The 20957-nt window shown below is 36.5% G+C and carries 22 protein-coding genes and 1 riboswitch; of the genes, 18 read left to right on the forward strand and 4 right to left on the reverse strand.

Annotation, left to right across the window (positions count from 1 at the left end; translation table 11 throughout):
- The 13 genes from D2K62_RS15150 (at position 1) to ribH (ending at position 14167) form a co-directional block, all read left to right on the forward strand.
- The gene (locus D2K62_RS15150; protein WP_112179665.1) at positions 1–1098 is read left to right on the forward strand and encodes a carbamoyl phosphate synthase small subunit; all 1098 of its coding nucleotides are present in this window, start codon (positions 1–3) and stop codon (positions 1096–1098) included.
- Complete coding sequence (carB, locus tag D2K62_RS15155; RefSeq protein ID WP_112179667.1) at positions 1091–4318, forward strand: carbamoyl-phosphate synthase (glutamine-hydrolyzing) large subunit; 3228 nt, start codon at positions 1091–1093, stop codon at positions 4316–4318. The genes D2K62_RS15150 and carB overlap by 8 nt, the downstream gene beginning before the upstream one ends.
- Positions 4315–5265 carry an ornithine carbamoyltransferase gene (gene argF / locus D2K62_RS15160; protein ID WP_117161679.1) on the forward strand — a complete coding sequence of 317 codons (951 nt, stop codon included), beginning with the start codon at positions 4315–4317 and terminating at the stop codon, positions 5263–5265. The genes carB and argF overlap by 4 nt, the downstream gene beginning before the upstream one ends.
- Positions 5266–5433: 168 nt before the next feature.
- Positions 5434–6861 (forward strand): aldehyde dehydrogenase family protein, encoded by a 1428-nt coding sequence (locus D2K62_RS15165; protein ID WP_112179671.1) that lies wholly within the window; start codon positions 5434–5436, stop codon positions 6859–6861.
- 148 nt (positions 6862–7009) lie between these two features.
- Positions 7010–7564, forward strand: coding sequence for a cysteine hydrolase family protein (locus tag D2K62_RS15170; RefSeq protein ID WP_112182622.1), 555 nt, complete (start codon positions 7010–7012; stop codon positions 7562–7564).
- A gap of 99 nt (positions 7565–7663) precedes the next feature.
- A complete protein-coding gene (gene murB / locus D2K62_RS15175; RefSeq protein WP_112182623.1) occupies positions 7664–8587 on the forward strand; it encodes a UDP-N-acetylmuramate dehydrogenase in 924 nt (307 codons plus the stop codon).
- Between the two features lie 125 nt (positions 8588–8712).
- Positions 8713–9216, forward strand: coding sequence for a GNAT family N-acetyltransferase (locus D2K62_RS15180; protein ID WP_112179673.1), 504 nt, complete (start codon positions 8713–8715; stop codon positions 9214–9216).
- A 34-nt stretch (positions 9217–9250) separates the two neighbouring features.
- Positions 9251–9820 (forward strand): VanZ family protein, encoded by a 570-nt coding sequence (locus D2K62_RS15185; RefSeq protein WP_112179674.1) that lies wholly within the window; start codon positions 9251–9253, stop codon positions 9818–9820.
- Positions 9821–9835: 15 nt separating this feature from the next.
- On the forward strand, positions 9836–10336 hold the full coding sequence (locus D2K62_RS15190) for a GNAT family N-acetyltransferase (protein WP_117161680.1): 501 nt from the start codon (positions 9836–9838) through the stop codon (positions 10334–10336).
- An 88-nt stretch (positions 10337–10424) separates the two neighbouring features.
- Positions 10425–10574: riboswitch (FMN riboswitch) on the forward strand.
- A gap of 152 nt (positions 10575–10726) precedes the next feature.
- The gene (ribD, locus tag D2K62_RS15195) at positions 10727–11815 is read left to right on the forward strand and encodes a bifunctional diaminohydroxyphosphoribosylaminopyrimidine deaminase/5-amino-6-(5-phosphoribosylamino)uracil reductase RibD (protein WP_232828027.1); all 1089 of its coding nucleotides are present in this window, start codon (positions 10727–10729) and stop codon (positions 11813–11815) included.
- Positions 11816–12481, forward strand: a complete 666-nt coding sequence (ribE, locus tag D2K62_RS15200; RefSeq protein WP_112179678.1) for a riboflavin synthase — start codon at positions 11816–11818, stop codon at positions 12479–12481. It abuts the gene before it with no gap.
- 12 nt (positions 12482–12493) lie between these two features.
- Positions 12494–13687 carry a bifunctional 3,4-dihydroxy-2-butanone-4-phosphate synthase/GTP cyclohydrolase II gene (locus D2K62_RS15205; RefSeq protein ID WP_117161681.1) on the forward strand — a complete coding sequence of 398 codons (1194 nt, stop codon included), beginning with the start codon at positions 12494–12496 and terminating at the stop codon, positions 13685–13687.
- A 12-nt stretch (positions 13688–13699) separates the two neighbouring features.
- Positions 13700–14167 (forward strand): 6,7-dimethyl-8-ribityllumazine synthase, encoded by a 468-nt coding sequence (ribH, locus tag D2K62_RS15210; protein WP_112179681.1) that lies wholly within the window; start codon positions 13700–13702, stop codon positions 14165–14167.
- A 129-nt stretch (positions 14168–14296) separates the two neighbouring features.
- Here the strand turns inward: ribH and D2K62_RS15215 are convergent, their stop codons facing one another.
- Both D2K62_RS15215 and trhO read right to left on the reverse strand, forming a co-directional pair.
- On the reverse strand, positions 14297–14770 hold the full coding sequence (locus D2K62_RS15215) for a glutathione peroxidase (protein WP_112179682.1): 474 nt from the start codon (positions 14768–14770) through the stop codon (positions 14297–14299).
- Between the two features lie 179 nt (positions 14771–14949).
- On the reverse strand, positions 14950–15927 hold the full coding sequence (trhO, locus tag D2K62_RS15220) for an oxygen-dependent tRNA uridine(34) hydroxylase TrhO (protein ID WP_112179684.1): 978 nt from the start codon (positions 15925–15927) through the stop codon (positions 14950–14952).
- A 301-nt stretch (positions 15928–16228) separates the two neighbouring features.
- On the opposite strand from trhO, the gene D2K62_RS15225 reads away from it, so the two are divergent.
- Positions 16229–16426, forward strand: coding sequence for a cold shock domain-containing protein (locus D2K62_RS15225; RefSeq protein WP_112179686.1), 198 nt, complete (start codon positions 16229–16231; stop codon positions 16424–16426).
- Between the two features lie 83 nt (positions 16427–16509).
- Positions 16510–16809, forward strand: a complete 300-nt coding sequence (locus tag D2K62_RS15230; RefSeq protein ID WP_112179688.1) for a hypothetical protein — start codon at positions 16510–16512, stop codon at positions 16807–16809.
- A 49-nt stretch (positions 16810–16858) separates the two neighbouring features.
- Here the strand turns inward: D2K62_RS15230 and D2K62_RS15235 are convergent, their stop codons facing one another.
- A complete protein-coding gene (locus D2K62_RS15235) occupies positions 16859–17719 on the reverse strand; it encodes an NAD(P)-dependent oxidoreductase (protein ID WP_112179690.1) in 861 nt (286 codons plus the stop codon).
- Between the two features lie 81 nt (positions 17720–17800).
- Between D2K62_RS15235 and D2K62_RS15240 the strand changes: the two genes are divergently transcribed.
- The 3 genes from D2K62_RS15240 (at position 17801) to D2K62_RS15250 (ending at position 19358) form a co-directional block, all read left to right on the forward strand.
- The gene (locus tag D2K62_RS15240; protein WP_112179692.1) at positions 17801–18247 is read left to right on the forward strand and encodes a GNAT family N-acetyltransferase; all 447 of its coding nucleotides are present in this window, start codon (positions 17801–17803) and stop codon (positions 18245–18247) included.
- A gap of 92 nt (positions 18248–18339) precedes the next feature.
- Positions 18340–19029, forward strand: a complete 690-nt coding sequence (locus tag D2K62_RS15245) for a TraR/DksA C4-type zinc finger protein (protein ID WP_112179694.1) — start codon at positions 18340–18342, stop codon at positions 19027–19029.
- A 122-nt stretch (positions 19030–19151) separates the two neighbouring features.
- Positions 19152–19358: a zinc ribbon domain-containing protein gene (locus tag D2K62_RS15250; protein WP_112179695.1), complete on the forward strand. Its 207-nt coding sequence runs from the start codon at positions 19152–19154 to the stop codon at positions 19356–19358.
- Positions 19359–19474: 116 nt separating this feature from the next.
- Here D2K62_RS15250 and D2K62_RS15255 read toward each other — a convergent pair whose 3' ends face one another.
- Complete coding sequence (locus D2K62_RS15255; RefSeq protein ID WP_232824227.1) at positions 19475–20836, reverse strand: S1C family serine protease; 1362 nt, start codon at positions 20834–20836, stop codon at positions 19475–19477.
- Positions 20837–20957 lie beyond the last annotated feature (121 nt).

The raw sequence follows: 20957 nt of genomic DNA on the forward strand, positions 1-20957 counted from the left end.
ATGACAGAAGAAATAGGTTATCTTGTTTTAAATACAGGGGATGTATTGGAAGGAAAATGGCTTGGAAAACCTATTTCAAAAGAAGGTGAAATGGTTTTTAATACCGCAATGACAGGTTATCAGGAAGTAATGACTGATCCTTCTTATGCTGGACAGATTGTTACGTTAACATATCCGTTGATCGGTAATTATGGTTGTAACGATATAAGTAAAGAAAGTATCCACCCAGCATTAGCGGGGTTAATTATTTCAAATGCCTGTGATACACCAGAGCATTATCAGTCTAGCTATTCAATTGTGGAGATGATTAACACGTATGAAATTCCAGCCTTATATGGAATTGATACACGTGCATTAACGCGTATTATTCGTGAACATGGAGAAGTGTACGGTAAAATCACATCAGATATTAAAGATGTCCCGACATATTGTCAAGTTGACCCAACTATCGTTCAAAAAGTATCCGTTGATAAAATCCAACAATTGACCGCGTTACATGTACCTTCCTCCTTTTTAAGACAACATATGGTAGTAATGGATTTTGGTTATAAACACTCGATCACACAATCATTATTAGAGTTGGGTTGCGATGTAACAGTCGTTCCTTATAATACAACGCTCGAAACGATTATCTCTCTAAAACCTGATGGTATTATTTTAACAAATGGTCCAGGGGATCCTAAAAGTCTGACACCACAATTATCGACAATTAAGCAGGTTGCAGAAATGTATCCTACATTAGGGATTTGTTTAGGACATCAGTTAATTGCATTGGCATTTGGTGGCTCAACAAAACGTTTACCTTATGGTCATCGTGGTAGTAACCATCCAGTCAAAAACTTGTTAACTGGAAAAGTAGTAATAACGTCACAAAATCATGGTTACGTTGTGGACGAAGCTTCTATAAATCAGAATGAATGGAACGTTTCTTATATAAATGTAAATGATAAATCAGTCGAAGGATTAAAGCATAAGACAAAAGATGTAATGACAGTTCAATTTCATCCAGAAGCACATCCTGGGCCAATTGATACACATCATATTTTTGTTAACTTTATTGAACAGTTAAGCGTAAAAGGGGAGAAACAGCATGCCTAAGTTAGATTCTATAAAAAAAGTAATCGTGATTGGCTCTGGTCCAATCGTGATCGGGCAAGCTGCTGAGTTTGATTATGCCGGTACACAAGCATGCTTAGCATTAAAAGAAGAAGGTATTGAAGTGATACTGGTCAACAATAATCCAGCTACGATAATGACCGATGAAAATATTGCAGATAAGGTTTATTTAGAGCCACTGACACTTCTTTCTTTAACGAAGATTATTGAAAAAGAAAAACCAGATGGTCTGTTGCCTACGTTGGGTGGGCAAACAGGCTTAAATCTAGCGATGGAATTGACAGAAGCAAATGTTCTAGCAGTAAATAATGTCGAATTATTAGGTACCCCATTAGAAACAATAAAAAAAGGGGAAGACCGAGAAATTTTTAAAGCAATGATGAAAGAGATTGGTGAACCTACTGCAGAAAGTGTCTCCACTACATCTGTGGATGAAGCCATTCGTTTTGCTATGTCTGTAGGTTATCCATTGATTGTTCGCCCAGCATATACACTAGGTGGAGCTGGTGGGGGAATTGTTAAAGATGAAACAGAGCTTAGAAAAATAGTGAAAAGTGGTATGCATGCTAGTCCAATCGGCCAAGTGTTAATAGAACAAAGTGTTAAAGGTTGGAAAGAGATTGAGTACGAAGTGATGCGTGACGATAACGATACGTGTATTATCGTTTGTAACATGGAGAATCTTGATCCAGTTGGTGTGCATACGGGAGACAGTATTGTTGTAGCACCGTCCCAGACATTAAATGATTATCAATATCAAATGTTGCGTACTTCTTCGGTTAAAGTAATTCGCGAGCTCGGGGTTATTGGAGGTTGTAATATTCAGTTTGCACTTAATCCCAACAGTAATGAACACATTATTATTGAGGTAAATCCACGTGTAAGCCGTTCTAGTGCCTTGGCATCGAAAGCTACAGGTTACCCGATTGCACGTATTGCAGCAAAGTTAGCACTTGGTTATCACTTAGATGAAGTGCTAAACCCAATTACGGGAGATACGTATGCAAGTTTTGAACCGGCAATTGATTATATCGCTGTCAAAATACCACGCTGGCCATTTGATAAATTTCATCAAGCAAATCGCTTGTTAGGAACACAAATGAAAGCAACAGGTGAGGTAATGGCATTAGCTCGTAACTTCCCGACAGCAATGAACAAGGCGATACGGTCATTAGAAATTGGTTTGGATTCCCTGTACTTACCTGGGGTAGAAAAATTAACGGATCAAGAGTTGAAGCAGGCTTTAGATCTTGCAACAGATGAACGATTATTTGTAATTGCAGAAGCTTATCGTCGAGGCTATACGATTCAACAAATACATGAGATTACAGAAATTACAAAGTATTTTTTACATGAGATTGCATTAATGATCGAAATAGAAAAAGCACTTGAACAAAAAGCATGGGATAAAGTGTCTGTGCAAGACTTGAAGAAAGCGAAACAATTCGGTATATCGAATAAGCGGTTAGCTAGCTTATGGCATGTAGATACGACTGTTATCCAACAGAAATTAGAAGAAAGTAAGATATTTCCTTCTTATAAAATGGTAGATACATGTGCTGCAGAATTTTCAGCTGACACCCCTTACTTTTATAGTTCATGGAATGAAATAGATGAAGTAGAAGCGTTAACAGGGAAAAGAAGAATGGTCGTATTGGGTTCAGGACCTATTAGAATTGGTCAGGGAGTTGAATTTGATTATTGTTCGGTTCATGCGGCGATGTCGTTAAAAGACCAAAATATTGATGCTGTTGTAGTTAATAATAATCCAGAAACAGTTAGTACCGATTTTAATACGGCTGATCATTTATACTTTGAACCGTTGACAGAGGAAGATGTCCTACAAGTTGTAAAAAAAGAAAAGGCAGAAGGTGTGCTCATTCAGTTTGGCGGACAGACAGCTATTAATCTAGCAGATGGATTAGCTAAACAAGGTGTTAAGATTATCGGTACCGAATTGAGTGTAATAGAAGCAACAGAAGATCGCGATCAATTTTATCAACTATTGAAGAAATTAGATATACCCCATATACCAGGTGATACGGTAATGAGTAAAGGTGATGCGAAAGCAATGGCAGCAAAAATAGGTTATCCTATCTTAATTCGTCCGTCGTATGTTATTGGCGGGCAGGGTATGGTTATTATCGAGGATGAAGCGGCTTTAGTTGCCCATATTGATCAAATAAAAGAAAGCACAAGCCATAATCGCATTTTTCCATTATTAATAGATCGTTTTATTACTGGTAGTGAAGTAGAAGTAGATGCAATATGTGATGGAGAAGATATTTTGATTCCTGGTATTTTTGAGCACGTAGAACGAGCAGGTGTGCATTCAGGAGATAGTGTCGCAATATTTCCGGCACCAAGCTTATCGAAAACAGAGAAAGAAACGATTGAAACATATACACAGAAAATATCAGCAGCATTAAATGTAAAAGGGATTATGAATATTCAATTCGTTATTAGTGCAGATCGAAAGACCATTTATGTTTTAGAAGTAAATCCGCGTGCATCAAGAACCGTTCCTATTGCTAGTAAGGTAACCGGTGTGCCAATGATAGATTTAGCCACACGTGTGCAAATGGGAGAAAAGTTAGATGAGCAAGAATGGAAACTTGGTTTACATGAAGATGTTCCATTCTATGCAGTGAAAATGCCAGTTTTCTCAACAAATAAATTACCTGGTCTTGATCCAATAGTAGGGCCAGAAATGAAGTCTACAGGAGAAGCAATTGGTATTGGTTCAACCGTTGAGGCTGCAATGGCTAAAGCGTTTGGTTGGAAAAATGAATTTTTTCAACCAATTACGAGTGAAAAAAGCATTTATCTCTCATTAGATGAGATTAGTAATAGCCTTATTGAAGCGCTCAACGATATAGAAGGAAAGATTGTTGCTGATCAAAAAACAGCAGATCTTTTAAAAGCAAATAATATAAATGTGGAACAAGTTTTATCTGTAGAGGTAGCTACTGAAGCAAATGATGCGGAAACATTTGTTTTAGTGTGTAGCACGAAATTGGGTGAAGCACATAAACAATTACGTGAAAGCACACTACAGGCAGGTGTGATATGTCTGACAGCCTCTGAAACTTTTGTTGCATACTTAAAGGCAACCACAGGTGAGCAAGAGGCACCTTTTGCCATTAATCATTATCAATTGGATGGTAATAAACTTAATAAAAAGGAGCGTGTGTTACGATGACCGTAGCTGTAAAAGACTTACAAACACAACTGGCTGGAAGAGATTTTCTAACGCTAGCTGATTATAGTAAAGAAGAAATTACGTATTTACTTCAACTAGCCAAAGAAATCAAACAGAAGAAAAAGCAGGGTGAAGTATATCAGCCTTTACAGGGTAAAGTACTCGGCTTAATCTTTGAAAAATCTTCGACTCGTACACGCGTATCCTTTGAAGCAGGAATTTATCAACTTGGTGGAACGGGATTATTCTTAAGCTCTAAGGATATCCAGATTGGTAGAGGTGAACCAATTTCTGACACAGCAAAAGTTTTATCAGGTTATTTAGACGGTATTATGATTCGGACTTTTGCACAATCTGATGTAGAAGAATTGGCTGCTAATGCGAGTATTCCAGTTATTAATGGATTAACAGACCTCTATCATCCTTGCCAAGTGTTGGCCGATTTACAAACAATTGAAGAGGTTAAAGGTCAATTGGCTGGTTTAAAAATAGCTTATATTGGTGATGGGAATAACATGGCACATTCATTAATGTTGGGTGCCGCAACAATGGGTATGCACTTTAGCACAGCTGCTCCAGTTGGATACTTACCCAATCAATCAGTTGTTGATAAAGCAAAAGCGATTGCGAATGGAACTGACATTACCATTACATCTGATCCAATTGAAGCAATTAAAGGTGCTGATATTATTTATACAGATGTATGGGCAAGTATGGGACAGGAAAGTGAACAAAAAGCCCGTGAAAAACTGTTTGCTTCCTATCAAGTGAATACCGAATTATTACAACATGCAAAAGCTGATTATACTTTTATGCATTGTTTACCCGCCCATCGTGGTGAAGAAGTAACTGCTGAGATTATTGATGGGGATCATTCAGTAGTTTTCCAAGAAGCGGAAAATCGTTTACATGCGCAAAAAGCATTGATGGTTGCATTAATGGGATAACGATAATAGAAGTCCTGAATCACTAGATTACTAGTGATTCAGGACTTTTTTTGTATGTTTTTTAGTATTTGAATAATGTTTCAATTGTTTTATTTTGTAAACAACGGGTATAAAAGTAGTGTGAGCAATTTCAAATAAACAAGCTAAATAATATAGAGGAGAGATATCATGAAGAATCAAACACAACATTTTATTAATGGAAAATGGATTGAATCGAGCGGTTCTGAAACGATTGATGTCATAAATCCAGCTACAGAAGAAACAATCGGAACTATTAGTTCAGGAACAACGGAAGATTTAGATAAAGCTGTCAATGCAGCAAAAACGGTATTACCATCTTACTCTAAATCAACGAGAGAAGAGCGTATACAGTGGTTAGAGAATATTGTCGAAGGCTATAAAAAGCGAAAAAATGAATTAATTGAAGTCATGACAGATGAATTAGGGTCACCACTAACTGTTTCTGAAGAGGTTCACTATACCATGGGACTTAATCACTTTAGTAACGCAATTAAAGCATTGAAATCCTTTGAATTTACGGAGGACCGAGGGGGTCATACCGTTCTAAAAGAAACAATTGGTGTGAGTGGTTTAATAACACCTTGGAACTTTCCGACCAATCAGACATCAACTAAAATCGCTAGTGCAATCGCAGCCGGAAGCCCAGTCGTTTTAAAGCCGGCATCAAAAACACCATTTGCTGCAATGATTCTTGCGGATATAATTGATGAGGCTGGTCTACCTAAAGGAGCATTTAACCTTGTTAATGGTTCCGGTTCGGTTATTGGTGATGGAATCAGTACGCATCCGGATATTTCTTTTGTATCCTTTACGGGTTCTGGTGCGGTAGGTGAAAAAATAATGAAAAATGCTGCTGAATCAATCAAGAAAGTAGCACTTGAATTGGGTGGTAAATCACCGCTTATCGTATTAGAAGATGCAGATGTGGATGAAGCTGCTAAATCTGCAATCTCACATATTATGACGAATTCAGGTCAGGTTTGTTCAGCAGCAACAAGAATAATTGTCTCAAAGTCTATGAAGGATGAATTTGAAAAAAGTGTTCAAAAAATTCTACCGACGTTTCCAGTTGGTGATCCTAGAAAAGATGGTATTGCAACAGGACCATTAGTTTCTAAAGATCAATGGGATACGGTACAATCTTACATTGAAAAAGGAATGAAAGAAGCAACGCTACTTGTCGGTGGAACTGGAAAACCAGATGGACTTGAGAAAGGCTATTATGCAAAACCAACTGTATTTACAGACGTATCAAATGATTCTGTTATTGCTCAAGAAGAAATATTTGGGCCGGTAATGAGTATTATTACGTATGATGACCTCGACCATGCAATACAAATTGCCAATGACACGATCTATGGTCTAGCCGGTTATGTAGTAGGTAAAGCTCCAGAAACATTGCGCGATGTTGCTTCAAATATTAAGGCTGGTCGCATTACAGTAAATGATGCAGACACTGACTTTTTAGCACCATTTGGTGGCTATAAGCAATCTGGTATAGGCCGTGAGTGGGGTGACTTTGGAATTGAGGAATATTTAGAAGTTAAATCTGTACATGGCATGCCCTCTTTATAAAAAAGACAGTAGACAAAACCTTTAAGATAACAGGCTGTTATCTTAAAGGTTTTTTTGTATAGTGTGTTCAATATTACTTATATTTACGCTATAATTAGCTTACTGAATTTTCTAAATACCGATTTATTAAAAATATAGGAGTGTGAACATATTGACTAAACGAGCATTAATTAATGTTGATTATACAAATGATTTTGTGGCAGATGAGGGTAACTTAACTTGCGGTGAGCCAGGACAATTAATAGAAAATAAAATTGTAGGATTGACCGAACAGTTTATTGGTGCTGGTGAATATGTGGTCTTTGCTATTGATGGCCATGACGAAGAGGATACCTTTCACCCTGAAACTGAATTGTTTCCACCGCATAATATAAAAGGAAGTTCAGGTCGTGAGCTTTATGGTGAACTACAGTCTTTATATAATCAAATGAAAGATCAATCAAATGTATATTATATGGATAAAACACGTTACAGTGCCTTTGTTGGGACAGACTTAGAGATTAAATTACGGGAACGTCAAATTGAGGAATTGCATATAGTGGGCGTATGTACGGATATTTGTGTGTTGCATACGGCAATAGATGCTTATAACAAAGGTTTTGAACTTGTGATTTATCAAGAAGCGGTAGCGAGTTTTAATAAAGCAGGACATGATTGGGCACTTGAACATTTTATTAATACGCTAGGAGCAACGGTTATTTAACAGTTCCAATGAAATCCTGTTGGCTTATCATCCAAACTCCTGCTATAATTTAATGTGCAGTTTTACTATGTCATATAGACAAATTAAAGGATGATTAAAATCGTGGAAAACCATTCGATTTATCAAGATTTACTTCAACTAACAGCAGAAACTAATATTTTAATAGATGAACTTATAAAAAATCATACGTATACTAAACTAGGCGGAAAAGCAGACTTCTTTGTAACACCAGCTAGTGTAGCTGAAGTACAAGAAATTGTCAGATTCGCTAACCGCGAAAAAATCCCGTTTACCCTATTAGGGAATGGTTCTAATTTAATTGTAAGAGACGGTGGGATTCGTGGTATTGTCATGAGTCCGAAGCGTTTCACTGCTGTGAGACGAGAAGAAAACACGTTGATTGCAGAGAGTGGTGCACGCATTATAGATGTATCGAAGAAAGCATTACAAGAAAAACTTTCGGGTCTAGAATTTGCGTGTGGTATTCCTGGAACAGTTGGTGGAGCGTTATATATGAATGCTGGAGCATATGGTGGCGAAGTGAAAGATTGCCTGAAAAGGGCAGTCGTTGTTAATAAGTACGGTGAAGTAAATACACTTCAGGCTTCTGAATTAGATTTAGGCTACCGTACAAGTAACATTCCAGATAAAGAATATATCGTTTTAGAGGCGCATTTCGCTTTACAACCTGCCTCAGAAAAAGAAATTAAAGAAGTGATGGATGACTTAACTTTTAAACGAGAGTCGAAGCAGCCACTTGAATACCCTTCATGCGGTAGTGTGTTTAAAAGACCACCGGGATATTTTGCTGGTCAGCTGATTCAAGACAGTGATTTGCAAGGAAAAGGTATTGGTGGTGCGGAAGTATCGACTAAACATGCTGGTTTCATTGTTAATAAAGATAATGCGACAGCCTCAGAATACATTGCGGTAATTAAAATGGTCCAACAAACAGTAAAAAATAACTTTAATGTGGAATTAGAACGTGAAGTCCGGATTATTGGAGAAGAGCTTGGTAGGTAGAGAGTGTGTAGCCGGTGAGGTAGGAAATAAGCATAGCCATTTTAATGATGTGGGCTATGCTTATTTTTTCATAAGGGCATTTTTCATTTCCTATATTGCATAAAATATAAAAAGGATGTTTATATATGAGAATTGAATCAGAGAGGTTACGTTTTCGTTTTTATAATAAAGGTGATCTTCCATTTTTATATGCATTAGTTTCTGATCCTAAGATAGTTAGGTATATCGGGAATGGCAAACCGAAAGATAATAGTGGCGCGGAGACATTCTTAAATTGGATTCTTGATACATATGAGCGTAATCCTAATTTAGGCCTACATCTTTTAATTGATAAAAAAAGTAACAAACCGATTGGACATGCAGGTATTGTTCCGCAAACAATTAATGGAGTAAATGAGCTTGAAATAGGTTATTGGATTGCTCGGGATTACTGGCAAAAAGGGTATGGAACAGAAGCGGCATTAGCGTTAAAAGACTATGGAAAGCGGAAGTTAAAAATAGAACGATTTATTGCGCTTATTCAGCCAGGAAACATTGCTTCTCAAAAGGTAGCGAGTAAATTAAACATGGTATTAGAGAAGAGTATTATATTAGGTGGACAAGACGTCCAACTATATGTTACAACGTAAAAATGATTACTGGCTATAGGAAGGATACTTAAGAATGATCATATTAGATCCTCTAATAATATATGTATTTACTATTTTATTTTGGATATGGTTTAGAGGTAACCATTACATAAAAAACAAAAGACATTTTAACTTAATCAAAGAAATAATTATACATCTATTTTTTGTCTATTTATTAGCGGTATCTTATCTAACCATGCGACCATTTTATTTTATAAATGTACTAGCAGAAGAACGGTCTATTAGCTTTGATCTAAACCTCTTTTATAACCTATTAAATATGGCAGATGGCTATCTAATGTTCCAATTGCTTTACTCAGTAGGTAATATCATGCTATTTGTTCCATTTGGTCTTCTCACACCTATCTTATTTAGGCATACCCGGAATTTTTTTATAATACTAATTTTAGGATTCATCTTTTCATTAACAATTGAATTAACACAAGCAACTTTTACACCTACAAGGTATGGAACAGTTGATGATCTATTATTTAATTCTTCTGGAACTATTATTGGTTACATCTTATTTCTGATTATCAGGGCTACTAGTAAGAAAATAACATTACTCCGATTAAACATGAGTGTCGATAAAGGTAAAGGATGAAAAGAGGGAAATCAAATGGAAATAAGACAATTAGTAGCAGATGATGCCTCTGAATACCTTACGAACAGGCTGATTGCACTACAAGAAAATCCGGAAGCATTTGGTTCAAGTTATGAAGAGGAAAAAAACGATTCCATAGAAAAGTATATAAATAGGTTTAAATTATCGTTAGACTCCTTTACTTTTGGAGCTTTTGAACAGTCTGAGCTTATTGGTACTATTTCTTTAGTTAAGGAAACTAAATTAAAGTTAAAGCACAGAGCAAATATTGTTGCTGTTTACGTTAAACCAGAAAACAGAGGTAAGGGATTAGGTAATGCGTTACTACTAAAGGCAATTGAAAAGGCGAAAACTATAAACGAAATAGAACAACTTTATTTAACTGTTTCTGCAAAGAATAGTGCAGCCAAAAAGGTATATAAATCAATGGGGTTTGAAATATGTGGTACAGAAGAAAGATCATTAAAGTATAAGGATACCTATTATGATGCCGATCACATGGTTTTGTTCTTGTAGCAGATCGGAATAGGATCAATTGACTCTTCTTGAATTTTTTTACGTGCAATTTACATAATATCATGTTAAAATATGAACAATTGAATAGGTTTTTCTTTGGGGCAGGGTGTAAATCCCGACCGACGGTGATAGGTATGCGTAATACCTTTAGTCCGTGACCCGGAGCACATTTTGTGCGAAGGTGGATTTGGTGTGATTCCAAAGCCGACAGTGAAAGTCTGGATGGGAAAAGAAAAACAACAATAAACGTATGGAACAGGCATGCGTTTGTTTGCTAACGCTTATCAGAGCTAATCACTCTATTTAGGAGTATTAGTCTATCAAAAAAAGCCCCGGATCATCTTAAATGATCTGGGGCTTTTGTATTTCCGCTATAAGGAGTGGATACTTGTGACAAAAGAGACATACATGGATTTAGCATTATCACTTGCTACGAGCACAATAGGACAAACAAGCCCAAATCCATCTGTTGGTTCAGTCGTTGTTAAAGATGGCAGAATTATTGGAATGGGAAGTCATCTCAAAGCTGGCGAAGGACATGCAGAAGTTCTTGCCATGCAACAGGCAGGAGAAGAGGCAGAAGGTTCGGATGTCTATGTTACCTTAGAGCCTTGTGCTCACTATGGTAAGACACCCCCATGTGCAGAACTACTTGTGCAACGAAAAGTGAAAAAAGTTTATATTGCTTGTGTTGATCCTAATCCAGAAGTTGCAGGAAAGGGAATTGAAATTTTAAAAAAGGCTGGAATAGAAGTAGAAGTTGGTTTGAAGGAAGAAAGAGCGTTAAAGATAAACCAATATTTCTTTTATTATATGAAAAATAAACGACCATTTGTCACGTTAAAAGCCGCGATGACGTTAGACGGCAAAACTGCGACAGCAACTGGCGATAGCAAATGGATTACATCTGAAGAAGCGAGAGAAGATGTCCATAAGCAACGTGCAATACATGACGCGATTATGGTTGGGAGTAATACGATTAAGCAAGATGATCCACGATTAACCACTAGATTGCCCCAAGGTGGTAAAAATCCTATTCGTATTATTTTAGACACAAATTTAATGATTAATCCAGATGCTAAAATTTTAGACAATGAAGCTACCACTTGGATTATTTGTGGTAAAAACGCTGATACAAATGACTTTCAACGTAAACATGCACATGTTAAGTTAATACAATTACAAACTGAAAAACTAGAAATAACTGCTGTACTTGATATCTTAGGAGAACATGGTATTCAATCGTTATATGTTGAAGGTGGCAGTACGTTACATGGTTCTTTTGTTAGAGAAGGTTTATTTCAAGAATGCCATTGGTACATTGCGCCAAAACTATTAGCAGGAAGTGATGCAATTTCTGTTGTCGGCGGTATTTCTCCAAATAATATGAAGGAAGCAATTGATCTAGATATTAAATCGATAGAACAAGTAGGTCCTGATATTAAAATAATTGCACGACCTTTACAGGAGGGAGACTAAATGTTTACTGGGATTATTGAAGAAAAAGGTAGAATGAAGGCGGTAAAGCAACAAGCAAATAGTTTAAAACTTACGATTAATGCAGAGACTGTTTTGGCTGATGTCAAAATCGGTGATAGTATCTCAGTTAACGGTGTATGTTTAACTGTTACTAGTTTTGATACAAAAGGCTTTTCGGTTGATGTAATGCCAGAAACATATCGTTATTCTTCCTTATCAAAATCGGAAATTGGTATGCAAGTTAATTTAGAAAGAGCAATGCATGCAAATGGAAGATTTGGCGGCCATTTTGTTTCAGGTCATGTTGATACGGTTGGAGAAATTGATCGAATCTGGACAGAGGCTAATGCGCGCTATATGGCAATTTCAGTTGATAGTAAGAGTTTACCCTACTTGATGCCAAAAGGATCGGTTACAGTAGATGGAACATCACTTACTGTTTTTGATGTAACAGACGATAGTTTTGTTATTTCTTTAATTCCTGAAACGCAGAAGGCTACTATTTTAGGAGAGAAGACACTGGGAGACCGTGTCAATTTAGAGTATGACATGTTGGCAAAATATATGGAGCGACTATTAAGTACGCGTTTTGCCGAAAATAAATCTGAATCAACAAAAGAAGCATTAACAAAAGAAAAATTACAAAACTATGGTTTTATTGGATAGGAGTGAAAGATAATGCTTAATACGATACCAGAAGCACTAGAAGCATTGAAAATGGGTAAAATTATCATTGTTGTAGATGATGAAGATCGTGAAAATGAGGGTGACTTTGTTTCACTTGCTGAACATGCGACACCAGAAGTAATTAACTATATGGCAAAAGAGGGACGAGGGTTAATTTGTACACCGCTCGCGTCTTCTATTACAACAAAATTAGGTTTGGATGATATGGTATTACGCAATACAGATGCACATGGCACGGCTTTTACGATTAGTGTCGATCATGCCGATACAAAAACAGGAATTAGTGCTTATGAACGTTCACTGACTATCCAGAAATTAATTGATGAGCGATCAGTTGCGCTAGACTTTAAACGACCGGGACATGTTTTCCCTTTATTAGCTAAGGATGCGGGAGTTTTGGAACGACCTGGACACACGGAAGCTGCTGTTGATTTAGCGAGGTTGGCTGGTTCAGCACCAGCGGGTGTTATTTGTGAAATTATGCAAGAAGACGGCACAATGGCACGGTTACCAGAATTGAAAGCTATTGCCGAAAAGGAAAACATGGCGATTATATCGATTCAAGATTTAATTGCCTACCGTAAAAGATATGATAAATTAGTGGAAAAAGAAGTGGAAATTGACCTTCCAACAAGTTATGGTGATTTTAAATTAATCGCCTATACAGAAAAATGGACTAGGAAAGAACACTTAGCACTATTGAAAGGTGAAATTGGGACAGAAGACATCCCGCTTGTCAGGGTTCACTCCGAATGTTTAACAGGTGATGTATTTGGTTCTAAGCGTTGTGATTGTGGACCACAACTGGAACAAGCATTAGAAGAAATTGAAGCGGCTGGTAAAGGTATACTTATTTATATGAGACAAGAAGGTAGAGGTATTGGTCTATTAAACAAACTAAAAGCCTATAAATTGCAAGAAGAGGGCTACGATACAGTTGAGGCAAATCATCAACTTGGTTTTCCAGATGATCTTCGTGATTATGCTGTTAGCGCTCAAATGTTAAAAGATCTTGGTGTAGGTAAATTGGCGATCTTAACGAATAACCCACGTAAAATATCAAGTATGACTGAATACGGGTTAGAAGTGGTGGAGCGTAGATCTATTCAAATAGAAGCTAATAAAGATAATGAGAAATATTTAGAAACAAAAAAATCAAAATTAGGCCACCTTTTAAAGGGCTAGGAGGTAATTAGTATGGGTAAAACATTTGAAGGAAATTTAGTAGGTACGGATTTAAAGATTGGAATTGTAGTAGCGAGATTTAATGAATTTATTACGAGCAAATTATTAGGTGGAGCAGAGGATACATTAAGACGTCACGGCGTATCTGAAGATAATGTAACAATCGCTTGGGTACCAGGTGCTTTCGAAATTCCATTAGTCACAAAACAAATGGCTGCTTCAGGTAAGTATGATGCAGTAATTGCACTAGGAACTGTCATTCGTGGATCAACACCACATTTTGACTATGTATGTTCTGAAGTTACTAAAGGCGTAGCAAGTGTATCAATGGAATCGAACTTACCTGTCATCTTTGGCGTGTTAACAACAGAGACAATTGAACAAGCAATTGAACGTGCAGGTACAAAAGCAGGAAATAAAGGTGCAGACGCAGCAGTATCAGCAATTGAAATGGCTAATTTAATGCAAGTGTTAAGATAATCTAGAAAATAAGAAGAAGTGATCTGTTGATAACGATGCAGGTTGCTTCTTTTATTTTTATTATTTGTGCAATCTTTTAATGCAAAAAAGCATTGCTTTAACTTTAAAGCAACACTTTTAACATATGGACTATAATAATTCTTTAATAGCTTCTTCTATGTCTTCTGGTTCTGTTTTTGGTGCAAAGCGCTTAATAACTTTTCCTTCTTTATTAACAAGGAATTTCGTGAAGTTCCATTTTACTTGATCCGTCACCATACCTGGTGCTTCTTTTGTTAAATATCGAAATAGGGGATGGGCTGATTTACCGTTCACATCGATCTTGCTAAACATAGGAAAATTAACACCATAATTCATTTCGCAAAATTCCTGAATGTCGTCGTCTGATCCTGGTTCCTGATTCATAAATTGATTGCTTGGGAAGCCTAATATTTCTAGACCAGCTTTATTGTACTTATCATAAAGCTTTTGTAATCCTTCATACTGGGGTGTAAACCCACATTTACTTGCTGTGTTTACAATAAGTAAGACTTTCCCTTGAAAATCAGCCATGGATTTGTCTTTTCCTGTAATTGTCTGTACTTTGTAACTGTATACCGTCATCAATCTTCCTCGCCTCCCTTTACTTATCAATTACTTTAAAAGATAGCAATCGTTCCAGTTAAAGTCAAAATAAACGTCTTACAGTTTATGAATAAGAAAGAATTAATATGAGATAGTAAATTTGATCTAAAAAAACCGATTCAACAATAAAATAAATTGTTGAATCGGTTCTAATGAAGTTAAATTGTTTGTGTCACGCCATTTTCTTCTTCAATTCGTTGTAGTCTTGCTTCAATTTCTTCTTGTGTTAAATCATGTTCTGCTACGTACATGTTTCGTGGAGAGACACGGCACTCGTGTGTACAGCCACGCATATATTTATGCTCATTATCTTCCGAGCAAAGAATTTGTTTATTACAGACAGGATTGGCGCAATTCACATAACGCTCGCAAGGTTGTTCATCAAAATAATCTTTCCCTACGATGACATGTTCTTTGCGATTTATTGGTACACTGATGCGCTCATCAAATACATACATTTGGCCATCCCATAGTTCGCCTTGAACCTCAGGGTCTTTTCCATAAGTGGCAATTCCACCATGGAGTTGATTAACATCCTCAAAACCTTGTTCAACTAACCAACCTGAGAACTTCTCACAACGAATACCACCAGTACAATAAGTTAGTACTCGTTTGCCTTCAAGTTGTTCTTTGTTTTCCTCCACCCAATTAGGTAGTTCACGGAAATTGTGAATATCGGGACGAATCGCACCTCGGAAATGCCCAAGATCATATTCATAATCATTGCGCGCGTCAATAACTACAGTGTTCTCATCGCGCATCGCCTCATAAAATTCCTTTGGTGATAAATAATTTCCAGTGATTTTCCGGGGATTAATATCATCTTCCAAACGAAGTGTTACTAGTTCTGGCCGTGCACGTACATGCATTTTCTTAAACGCATGACCTTCAGCTTTATCAATTTTAAATTTCATATCAGCGAAACGAGGATCCTTATGCATTTCTTCGATATATTGATTTGTTGCATCAATTGGTCCAGAAACGGTACCATTCATGCCTTCTTCGGCTACTAAAATACGGCCTTTTAGTCCGAGTGAATTACAGAAATCTAAATGCTCTTTTGCATATGTTTCAGGGTCTTCAATGTGTACATAATTATAGTACAGTAATACATGATACTGTTCCTTTTTTTCCATTGTGTTTACCACCTATTCATTCGTATTTGCAAGATACGTGTGTAGAGGTGAATATTATATATTGTCTCTTGCAAGCACATATTATACAAAAAAAAGATATTTTTTTCAACTTTTTCGTTAGGTAAGTTGAAATTAAAATCCAATTCAATTAGTTGATTTTTTTATGTAACCGTAGTACATTTGTATTGTAAGAGCAATTGGGAATGGTATATTTCTTTGCGATATTGATACAATAAGTATTGTAAGGTAAATGTACTATATGCAATTACTTTTTACTTTTATTGTAAGGAGGTAGATTTATATGACAGGAACAGTTAAATGGTTCAATGCAGATAAAGGTTTCGGGTTCATCGAACAGGAAGACGGCGACGATGTATTTGTACATTTCTCAGCAATTGAAAGCGAAGGATTCAAAACACTTGAAGAAGGTCAATCTGTTGAATTTGAAGTTGTTGAAGGTAACCGTGGACCACAAGCGGCAAACGTTGTAGGTCTGTAATAGGACTAAGTTTTTGCAAGGATTAGGAAAGGGTGTATCTCGTGTTGGAGATGCACCCTTTTTCTTTAAAGGGGGCTTATTTAATGGATGCAAAAGATTATGAACAATTTATTATTGAGAACTACCAAGCACAAGAAAAAGGAATGATTCTATTGTTTGCCCAGTGGTGCATAAATCATGATTTAGTGCCAAGCATACTATACAAAGAAGCTTATCCAAATCAAATTGAAAATCAAGTGTTAGGAGAAGTAATGGAATCAACTGTTTCAAAAGAAGAGGCTGACGAAATAGACCATGGACTATTACTTGAAGTCATGCAATCATTCGGAAATGATGATCTCGCTATTGTTGTAGCGGCATATTGTGAGAAATTGAAGTTGTAGCATTGTGAATAGAAAAAACGGCTCCAAAAGGAACCGTTTCATTCATTATTTATTGAAATAATTTAATTAATGCTTGTGTACCACTATCTTCCTCGCCTTCTTCAGCAAGTTGTTCATATAAAGAAAGTGATAATTCTAATCCCGGTGTTATCATTTCCATGTCTTTAGCTGTTTCTAAGCAAATTTTCATATCTTTAATAAAATGTTTTACATAAAAACCAGGCGCATAATCACCCTCAATTATTCGCGGTGCCAGGTTTGATAATGTCCAGCTTCCTGCAGCGCCAGTTGTTATGCTTTTTAAAACACGGCTAGGATCTAATCCAGCTTTTTTTGCATAGGTAATTGCTTCGCATACACCGACCATGTTGGACGCAATTGTAATCTGATTGCACATTTTTGTATGCTGTCCAGCACCTGCTGGGCCTTGATGAATAATGTTTTCTCCCATCACTTCTAAAATAGGTAGAACAGTATTGAATCCGTTACTATCGCCACCAACCATAATTGCTAGCGAACCATTTTTTGCACCAATATCGCCTCCAGAAACAGGAGCATCTAAGGCGGTAATACCACGTTGAGAAGCTAGAACAGCAATCTTTTCGGCAAGTTTGGGACTAGAGGTGGTCATGTCAATTAAGTAACTTCCAGTCTTTGCATTTTTAATGATTCCATTCTCACCGAAATATATCTCTTCCACATCACTTGGATACCCAACGATGGTGATTATAACATCAACTTCAGTAGCTAATGTAGCAACACTTTCTTTCCAAATAGCGCCTCGTTTAAGTAAGGAGGAAGCTTTATCTTTCGTCCGTGTATAAATATAGACGTCATACCCAGCCTCAATCAAATTAATAGCCATACTTTTCCCCATCACACCAGTACCAACAAAGCCGATTTTTCTCATAGCTATTACGCATCCCCTTTTAATTTGTTATGATTATTTTATCATAATAAATTAAAATCGTTTATTGAAAGGAAAATTTAAATGGAATGGAATTTAAAAACGTTTGAAAACTTAAGTGCCACAGAGGTGTATAAAATTTTGCAAGCAAGAGTTGATGTTTTTGTTGTTGAACAAAACTGTCCTTATCGAGAAATAGATGGAATTGATCAGAGTTCAATGCACTTATTCTTGAAAAATGATGGTGAGGTTATTGCTTATGCAAGATTAATTCCTAAAGATACATTATATAAGGAACCATCAATTGGACGTGTTCTTGTAAAGAAAGACTTTCGAGGGAAAGGCTATGCAAATGAAGTTCTTAAGCAAGCAATAGCATTTATCACTGATGAATGGAAGGATACAAAAATTAAATTACATGGTCAAGTGTATTTACGTGAGTTTTATCGATCATTTGGTTTCCGAGAAGTTACGGAAGAATACTTAGAAGACGGTATTCCGCACGTTGATATGGTATTAGCTATTAACTAGCGATAACATTTCCATAAATTAATCCGGTACAGGTTTTGAGTTACGGTTATACTAAGTTTGCCTCAAAAAAATCTTTTATAGGAGGCGTTATAATGGTAACAGATAAACAAGTCGTGGCATGTAAAGAGCAGTTGTTAACGCAAAAAAAAGAAATTCTCGAACATTTGGAAGACCATTTTGGTCTTGATTTAGCACAGGTTCATGAATCTGTGGGAGAATTATCGAATTATGATAACCATCCAGGAGATACTGCAACCGAACTATTTGAACGGGAAAAGGATATTGCGCTAAATGAGCATATTGAACGTGGATTAAAGGATATTGAAAAAGCATTGAGTGCAATAGATCAAGGTACGTACGGTATATGTGAGGTATGTCAAAAAGATATCAGTTTCGATAGACTTGAAGCAATACCCACAACCTTACGCTGTCTTGATCATGCAGAACATTTTGTAGCGTCTAATCGTCCTGTTGAGGAAGAAGTCTTAGATCCGGATTTAACACGAACGGGTGAAGATGAGTCAACCATATTTGATGCCGAAGATTCATGGCAACAGGTAAGTAAGTATGGTTCATCCGAAACACCTTCTGATTTTTATAATACAGATAAAACATATCAAGATATGTTTTTTGACTCTGATGAATTAGTCAGTAGTGTGGAGGAAATAGAAGGTTTTTTATTAAGTGATATCAATGGTAACTATATCGGGGTTAATGAAAAGCATGAGGCATATGAAGACTATTTAGAAGAAAATGATGTAGACTCAATCATGTATGATTAAATGAAATCGTAAAAGCCGTAAGCTGCGAGAGATGCACTTGCGGTTTTTACGATTACCTGAAACCTCATCCTCTTATTATTCGTATACATATTTAAGTAAAGAGAACAAGAGGAGGTATAGGAATGAGCGATCATAAAGGTTGTATAAAATGTGGCAGTACAGATGCGGATAAAAAGGAAGTTGCGATGACAGGAACAGGTCTTTCTAAAATGTTTGATGTACAAAGTAATCAATTTATCGTTGTTTATTGCAAAAACTGTGGTTATTCAGAGTTTTATAATAAACAAAGCTCAACTGGTAGTAATATATTTGATTTCTTTTTTGGATAAGTAAAAAGGCAGTACCGATTGGTACTGCCTTTTTCAAAACATGTATTCATCTATTTGAAATTCTAAAGGAAAGGGGGAAGGTCCTTTTAGAATGTGTTCATCCAGTTTCTTTCAAATTACTCTGTAAGATTTTCTTGTTGCTCAGTTAATGTAAGATTTGTTTCTTGTTTTTCTCCATTTCGGTAAAACGTAATTGGAATTTCATCACCAATAGCTGTTTCGGAATAAAGATACTCTTTTAAATCCATCATTGATGTGATCGCTGTGCCATTAATCTCGGTAATGACATCGTAACGTTCAAGGCCTGCTATATCTGCAGCTGAATCAGTTTGCACTTCAGCTATTACAACACCTTCTGTAACGTCAGTTCCAAGTTGTAGAGTTTGTTGTATTTGTCTTTCTGGAACAGTTGATAACGCAATGGCATTAATACCAATGAATGGACGAGAAACGCTACCTTCTGTTTCTAATTGTTCAATAATTGGTTTAGCATCATCAATTGGAATTGCAAAACCAATACCTTCTACTTCTTCCAATGCTATTTTCATTGAATTAATTCCAACAACTTCTCCTGCACTATTTACTAGAGCTCCACCACTGTTACCAGGGTTAATAGCGGCATCTGTTTGAATTACTTCGGTTGTCCAGTCAGCGACACCATCTGAGTTAAGATCTACTTCTACGGATCTTTCTAAACCACTAATAATACCTTTTGTAACGGATCCTGCAAAGTCTGTTCCTAAAGGATTACCAATTGCAATTGCAGTTTCGCCTACAATTAGATTTGAAGAAGAACCCAAGGTTGCAATTGTATCTATCTCGCTACCATCTATCGTTAAAACAGCTAAGTCTGTTAATTCATCAGAACCTAATAAAGTTGCGGTCAATACATCACCATTTGCTAATGTTACTTCTAATTCTGTAGCGCCATCTACGACATGATGATTTGTAACAATATATGCTAATCCATCTTCGTTCTTATAAATAACACCTGAACCAGTTCCAGTTGTATCTGATTCTGATGACTCTGCCCACAGTTCAGCTTCAGTTGTTTGAATATTCGATACGCCAACAACTGCTTCTGATACGTTACTTAAACCGTCTGCGGATACAGTGTCACCATCAGTTGAAGTTTGAATTACTGTAGTCGTTTCAACTGAATCCGTTGTTGATGCGGTATCCATTGTTTGATCGGAGTCGATTGGAATAATGCCAGTAAACAATAGGATAAATCCGAGTATTGCTACTGTAACACCACCAGCTAAGCTACTTAAAAACATTGCGAATCTATTTTGTTTTGTTGGTTCAGGATTAGGGTTGCTCGTAGAACTAACTAGCAAATCATTCTCATTTTCTTCGCTTGTTGCTGCTTGTTCTTCCTCTGCACTATTTTCAATTGGTTCTACATAGTATTTATCAGTATCTGTTTCGTGCATATAATCTGTATCATTAGTATTGCGATCATCTTGGTTTGTCATTACTATCACGCCTTCCGTTTATTTTTTTATGTGTTGTTGATTACATTTTTAATTCTACCGAGCAGGTTTGGCAAGTTTTCGGTATAATTGTAGAAAAAGTGTGTAATTAAAAGTACTATGC

The sequence above is a fragment of the Paraliobacillus sp. X-1268 genome, from assembly GCF_003426095.1.
GTDB classification, from domain to species: domain Bacteria; phylum Bacillota; class Bacilli; order Bacillales; family Amphibacillaceae; genus Paraliobacillus_A; species Paraliobacillus_A zengyii.